Source organism: Mycobacterium sp., assembly GCF_035623875.1.
In the GTDB taxonomy this organism is placed as follows: Bacteria; Actinomycetota; Actinomycetes; order Mycobacteriales; family Mycobacteriaceae; genus Mycobacterium.
Genome location: NZ_DASPSP010000102.1, coordinates 1 through 4,843, shown reverse-complemented (window position 1 = coordinate 4,843; position 4,843 = coordinate 1). Strand labels below are relative to the sequence as shown.

The following is a 4,843-nucleotide window of genomic DNA, read 5'->3' as shown; positions in this document are numbered from 1 at the left end:
GACTAGATGGCAGAACGAGAAGAACGCGATCGAGATCGTCCGCGAGCTCAAGGAGCAGCTGGACGCTTTGCGCGGCGAATCGGAGCGGGCCGAGCGCGACGGGGATCTGGCCAAGGCCGCCGAGCTGCGCTACGGGCGGATCCCCGACGTCGAGAAGAAGCTCGACGCCGCGCTCCCGCATGCCGAGGCCCGTGAGCAGGTGATGCTCAAAGAAGAGGTCGGTCCCGACGACATCGCCGACGTGGTATCGGCGTGGACGGGCATCCCGGCCGGGCGGCTGCTGGAAGGCGAGACCGCCAAGTTGCTCCGCATGGAAGACGAGCTGGGCAAGCGAGTCATCGGCCAGAAAAAGCCGGTGCAGGCGGTCTCGGACGCGGTGCGCCGCAGCCGGGCCGGCGTGTCCGACCCGAACCGGCCCACCGGGGCATTCATGTTCCTCGGTCCCACCGGTGTCGGTAAGACCGAGCTGGCCAAGGCGCTGGCCGACTTCCTGTTCGACGACGAGCGCGCGATGGTCCGCATCGACATGAGCGAGTACGGCGAGAAGCACTCGGTGGCCCGCCTGGTCGGCGCCCCGCCGGGTTATGTCGGCTACGAGCAGGGCGGTCAGCTGACCGAATCGGTGCGCCGCCGGCCCTACACCGTGGTGTTGTTCGACGAGGTGGAAAAGGCCCACCCCGACGTGTTCGACGTGCTGCTGCAGGTGCTCGACGAGGGCCGGCTCACCGACGGGCAGGGCCGCACCGTCGACTTCCGCAACACCATCTTGATCCTGACGTCCAACCTGGGATCGGGCGGTAACGAGGAGCAGGTGATGGCCGCGGTACGCGCGACGTTCAAGCCGGAGTTCATCAACAGGCTCGACGACGTGCTGATTTTCGACGCCCTCAACCCCGAAGAGCTGGTGCAGATCGTCGACATTCAGCTGGCTCAGCTGGATAAGCGGCTCGCGCAACGGCGGCTGCAGCTGGAGGTCTCGCTGCCGGCCAAGAAATGGCTAGCGCAGCGCGGGTTCGACCCGGTCTACGGGGCGCGTCCGTTGCGGCGATTGGTGCAGCAGGCCATCGGCGATCAGCTGGCCAAGATGCTGTTGGCCGGCGAAGTGCACGACGGCGACACCGTTCCGGTCAATGTCAGCGCCGACGGCGACAGCCTCGTGTTGGGCTGAGCTGGCCGGGCGTCGGCGCCGAAGCGGTAGCAAACTTTAATTCGGTTGTGACCTGCTGGCATTCCCGGTTAGGGGCTAACAGCAGCTAGGCTACGTGGCGATGGTTCCGCTTTGGTTTACGCTCTCCGCGCTGTGCTTCGTCGGCGCGGCGGTGTTGCTATACGTCGACATCGACCGTCGCCGCGGGCGAGGCCGTCGCCGCAGATCGTGGGCACGGTCGCACGGATTCGACTACGAGCAGGAATCCAGTGAAATCCTCAAGCGCTGGAAGCGCGGGGTGATGTCGACGGTGGGCAGCAGTATCCCGGCACGCAACGTGGTGTTGGGCCAGATCCGCGGCGAGGCCGTGTTCATCTTCGATCTCGAGGAAGTCGCCACCGTGATCGCGCTGCACCGCAAGGTGGGCACCAACGTTGTTGTCGACGTGCGGCTCAAAGGCCTCAAAGAGCCTCGCGAGAACGACATTTGGCTGCTGGGCGCAATCGGACCGCGGATGGTGTACTCCACGAATCTAGACGCCGCCCGACGGGCCTGCGACCGCCGTATGGTCACCTTCGCGCACACCGCGCCCGACTGCGCCGAGATCATGTGGAACGAGCAGAACTGGACGCTGGTCAGCATGCCGATCGGCAGCACCCGTGCCCAATGGGACGAGGGCTTGCGCACGGTGCGCCAATTCAACGACCTGCTGCGGGTGCTGCCGCCGGTGCCGGCGCAGACCTCGGCGCCTCAATCGGCCGCACGCCGTAAAGCCGCACCCAGCCGTCCGCTGGCGCCGGCGGGCCGCGGCGAGGCGCCGCCGCGGCACCCAGAAGCGCTTCCCCGCGAGGGTGGGGCAGCGGCCCGCGGCGCCGCGGGGTCATCGCCCTCGGTGCGGCAGGAGCCAACCCGCCGGGCACCGGCTGAGCCCGGCGCACCAGTGCGGCGTCCGCCGCCAGGCCGCAATGGCTACCAGGCCACCCACTACCAGCGCTGATACTTACATCTCCCGGCATCCTCCCGGCGCTTTGGGCATTGGCAGCTTCGCTACGCTGTCGGTCATGCCGCGCCGCGTCGCCCTGATCACCGGTCCAACGTCGGGAATCGGCGCAGGTTTCGCGCGCCGCTACGCCGCCGACGGCCACGACTTGGTGCTGGTGTCCCGCGACGCTGATCGGCTTAACCAGCTCGCCGCCGAATTGCGCGACGAGGCCGGACGTTCCGTCGAAGTGCTGCCGGCCGACCTGGCCGAATCGGCCGACCGGGGCAAGGTTGGGGAGCGGTTGGCCGCCGGTGTCGACGTGTTGGTGAACAACGCCGGTTTCGGCACATCCGGTGAATTCTGGACCGCCGATCCCGCCCTATTGCAGTCGCAGTTGGACGTCAACGTCACCGCGGTGATGCAGCTGACCCGGGCCGCGTTGCCGGCGATGATCGACGCGGGTGCCGGCACCATCGTCAACGTCGCCAGCGTCGCCGGGCTGCTGTCCGGCCGGGGCTCGACCTACTCGGCGTCCAAGGCTTGGGTGGTGTCGTTCACCGAAGGCCTGGCCGGCGGGCTGCGCGGCACCGGTGTCGGCATCCATGTGGTGTGTCCGGGCTACGTGCACACCGCTTTTCATGAACGGGCCGGCATCGACATGACCTCCTTGCCGCCGTTCATGTGGCTCGAGGTCGACGATGTAGTCCGGGAAAGCCTGGCCGACATCGCCCGGGGCAAAGTCGTGATCATCCCCGGCATGCAGTACAAGGCGATCACCACCGCGTCACGGATGGTGCCGCGAAACCTGGCGCGCGCCGCCACCAGAACGTTCGGCCGGGGCCGTGGCCGCACCTGACGTGACGACCGCCGACCGTGACGAGTTGGCCGAGTTGGTGCGCCGGCTGGCGGTGGTGCACGGCCGCGTCACGTTGTCGTCGGGCAAGGAAGCCGACTACTACGTCGACCTGCGCCGCGCCACCCTGCACCACCGGGCCGCGCCGCTGATCGGCCGGCTGATCCGCGAACTCACCGACGACTGGGAGTACGCCGCCGTCGGCGGCCTGACTCTGGGCGCCGATCCGGTCGCCACCGCGGTCATGCACGCACCTGGTCGCCCGGTCGACGCTTTCGTCGTGCGAAAGTCAGTGAAAACCCATGGCATGCAACGTCTTATCGAGGGGCCCGACATCTCCGGCCGACGGGTCCTGGTGGTGGAAGACACCAGTACCACCGGCGCCTCGGCGATGACTGCGGTGCGCGCCGTGCAGGACGCCGGCGGACAGGTGGTCGGCGTGGCAACTGTGGTCGACCGCGCCACCGGTGCCGCCGAAGCCATCGAAGCCGAGGGCCTGCCGTACCGCAGCGTGCTGCGGCTGGCTGATCTCGGGCTGGCCGGTGGCTGAGCCGGCCGTCCCGCGTTGGTCATCGTGCCGAGACTCATCGCGATGGTCGCGACGTTGGCAGTCGCGTGCTGCGCGGCCTGCCCGGGTTCGGGTCGCCAGGATCGGGTCTATGGCGCGCAGACCGCCCGGCTGGGCGAATCATTGGCGGTGCTGGAAACCTGAAAACTCTACGGTTCGTCGGTGCTGATCCTGCCGGAAGCGTCGCTGGATGCCGTGCATGTCAGCGCGTCGCTGTGCACCCAGGGCGACATCAACGAGGCGCTGCTGTACGCAACCATTGCGGTCGTGGGAACCCAGGCCGCCGTCTGGACCACGCGATGAGCGAGCCCGGTCCTACCGAATGGGGCGTTCCGGCAAGCGGAGTCGGCCCGTGGGTGGGGCCGCCGCCGGACGACCCGCGGTATGACCCGGCGCTGCTGCGCGACGGCGACACCCGCAACGTCGTCGACGCCTACCGGTACTGGAACCGTGAGGCGATCGTCGCCGACATAGACAAGCGCAGACACCCGTTGCATGTGGCGATCGAGAATTTCGGCCACGACGCCAATATCGGTGGCGTAGTCCGCACCGCCAACGCATTCGCCGTCGACACAGTCCACATCGTCGGGCGTCGCCGTTGGAATCGCCGCGGCGCCATGGTCACCGACCGCTACCAACGGCTGCGCCATCACGACCGCGTCGCCGACCTGCTGAGCTTCGCGGAGGAGGCGGGCCTGACGGTGGTCGCGGTCGACAACGTTCCCGGCGCCACCCGTCTGGAGCAGACCCCACTGCCGCGGCAGTGCCTGCTGCTGTTCGGCCAGGAAGGCCCCGGCATCACCGACGATGCTCGCGCGGGCGCTTCGTTGACCGTCTCGATAGCCCATTTCGGGTCGACGCGCAGCATCAACGTCTCGGTCGCGGCGGGGATCGCCATGCATGCCTGGATCACCCAGCACGGGGACATCGCACGCGCCTGGTAAGGGCGCTGGTAAGGGCAATTAGGGCCCAAAACGATCAACTCCAAAGTGTGACATGCACTTTCGGGCGAAACCGGGTCACTCCCACCCCGGTGCCCCGAATCATCGCCTGGGTGCACCTGGGAGTCGTGATGAAGCGAACGAGTTCCGACACGGCAGGTTGGCGGGCTGACGGCGGCAGTGTCGCCGCACACCACTCGCCCGACACATCTAGTCCCGGCCCGGTAACGTGCGTCAAGCGCCCGGCGGCAAGGTCTTTGGAGACCGCGAAGCCGATGGTCAGGGTGACACCGCCGACGCGCTGCACCTCCTCAAGCGCAGCGGCGTCGCTCTGGAAGATTCGCTGTCGCGA

At 67.9% G+C, this 4,843-nt stretch carries 5 protein-coding genes and 2 pseudogenes; 6 read left to right on the top strand and 1 reads right to left on the bottom strand.

Translation table 11 applies throughout. The features are described from left to right. From VEI45_RS08340 to VEI45_RS08315, 6 genes and pseudogenes are all read left to right on the top strand, one after another. Window positions 1–1,168: AAA family ATPase (locus VEI45_RS08340; protein WP_324852046.1), on the top strand; the 1,168-nt coding region annotated here is incomplete at its 5' end. Between the two features lie 100 nt (window positions 1,169–1,268). Then, window positions 1,269–2,144: a trehalose monomycolate transport factor TtfA gene (gene ttfA / locus VEI45_RS08335; protein WP_324852044.1), complete on the top strand. Its 876-nt coding sequence runs from the start codon at window positions 1,269–1,271 to the stop codon at window positions 2,142–2,144. Window positions 2,145–2,208: 64 nt separating this feature from the next. Beyond that, window positions 2,209–2,985 carry an SDR family oxidoreductase gene (locus VEI45_RS08330; protein WP_324852042.1) on the top strand — a complete coding sequence of 259 codons (777 nt, stop codon included), beginning with the start codon at window positions 2,209–2,211 and terminating at the stop codon, window positions 2,983–2,985. Window position 2,986: 1 nt separating this feature from the next. Continuing rightward, window positions 2,987–3,532 carry an orotate phosphoribosyltransferase gene (pyrE, locus tag VEI45_RS08325; protein WP_324852050.1) on the top strand — a complete coding sequence of 182 codons (546 nt, stop codon included), beginning with the start codon at window positions 2,987–2,989 and terminating at the stop codon, window positions 3,530–3,532. A gap of 168 nt (window positions 3,533–3,700) precedes the next feature. Continuing rightward, window positions 3,701–3,853, top strand: a pseudogene (locus tag VEI45_RS08320) (hypothetical protein); the annotation flags it as partial. Continuing rightward, window positions 3,838–4,494: an RNA methyltransferase gene (locus VEI45_RS08315; protein ID WP_324852048.1), complete on the top strand. Its 657-nt coding sequence runs from the start codon at window positions 3,838–3,840 to the stop codon at window positions 4,492–4,494. The pseudogene VEI45_RS08320 and the gene VEI45_RS08315, both read left to right, overlap by 16 nt. A gap of 34 nt (window positions 4,495–4,528) precedes the next feature. Here VEI45_RS08315 and VEI45_RS08310 read toward each other — a convergent pair. Further along, window positions 4,529–4,843, bottom strand: a pseudogene (locus tag VEI45_RS08310) (LysR family transcriptional regulator); the annotation flags it as partial.

Excerpts from the sequence above, each read along its gene's own strand:
- VEI45_RS08330 (WP_324852042.1), top strand. The coding sequence starts at position 2,209 with ATGCCGCGCCGCGTCGCCCTGATCACCGGTCCAACGTCGGGAATCGGC.
- ttfA (WP_324852044.1), top strand. The coding sequence starts at position 1,269 with ATGGTTCCGCTTTGGTTTACGCTCTCCGCGCTGTGCTTCGTCGGCGCG.